At 34.9% G+C, this 1146-nt stretch carries 2 protein-coding genes; both read right to left on the bottom strand.

Going from position 1 to position 1146, the window contains the following annotated elements; all coding sequences use genetic code 11:
• On the bottom strand, window positions 1-340 hold a 340-nt coding region (locus tag H5202_RS22945), incomplete at its 3' end, for a PAS domain-containing protein (protein ID WP_259397459.1).
• A gap of 495 nt (window positions 341-835) precedes the next feature.
• Window positions 836-1146 (bottom strand): EAL domain-containing protein (locus H5202_RS22940; protein ID WP_182774046.1); only part of this gene is annotated, 311 nt, incomplete at its 5' end.

Genomic DNA, 1146 nt, shown 5'->3' with positions numbered 1-1146 from the left:
CTAAAGCACCTATCATCTGGTTATTTGAATCATAAATGGGTACACATATGGATTCTACCCAGCCAATATCGCCGTTTTTATGCAACATCCTAACTTCACCGGTCCATTTCCCATACTTTTCCACAGCAGATATCACTTCTGAAGAGATCTGCTCGATGTCTTCAGGCACATGCAGAATATTGACTGGTTGGCCAACGGCTTCTTCTCTAGTATAACCGTAAAGAATTTCAGAACCTTTGTTCCAGTCTGCAATAATTCCTTGCATATCAGTCACTACCAACGCATCAAACAGATAATCGAAAGCCTTAGCTCGTTGTTTAAAAATGTCTGATTTCATCATTATTCCAGTATAATTTATTTTATATTATTTTTTATACGTCAGATTCTGAAACATAACGTTTGAGCATTTGTATATTGCCCTTGTTCGCAGAACATAAACTGATTGTAAGACAGTATAGCCACCAGGCCTATAATCGCATACAAAAATCAAACTCATCTTTATCAACAATAACTTAACCTATCAGCAACTTTGATATCAAGTGATTTGGTGGTTATTCGAAAAAATTTTGGTATTGAGAACTTAATTAAATATCCAGTAATTGTTTTTGAAGGGCCTGGATGTCTTTTAAAAATCTGCTATAGATTTACCAAAAGAGTTTAATCGAAATAAAAAACTTTTAGCCCCATATATAAAAATTAAGCACTCATGCGGTAGCCCTGGTTAAACACCCAATTTGATCCAGCGTCAAAACACTATTTAGATGATATAAAATTAACAAATTTCATATCATCTAAATAGTAACAATCAAATATAGGTAATATGACTTGCACCCAATTATGATGACTGAACCAATAAGTTATATCTATTAACCAATAACTTTACCGCAGCCTCCTGGTCAACGGGTTTACTATGGAAGTAACCCTGCGTTCTGGTTGTACCCATTTTCTTTAATGTTTGATATTGCTCTATTGTTTCTACACCTTCTGCTGTCACGTCAATGCCAAGTCGATTCGCCAATAGCACAATACTTTCTACAATCGCATGGTCTTTTTCATTATTTATAATTCCACTCACAAAACTTCGGTCAATTTTTATATTATGAATCGGAAAACGATGCAAATAACTGAGTGACGAAAACCCCGTAC

Source organism: Shewanella sp. SG41-4 (assembly GCF_014164505.1).
Lineage (GTDB): Bacteria > Pseudomonadota > Gammaproteobacteria > Enterobacterales > Shewanellaceae > Shewanella.
This window is presented reverse-complemented; position numbering and strand designations above follow the sequence as displayed.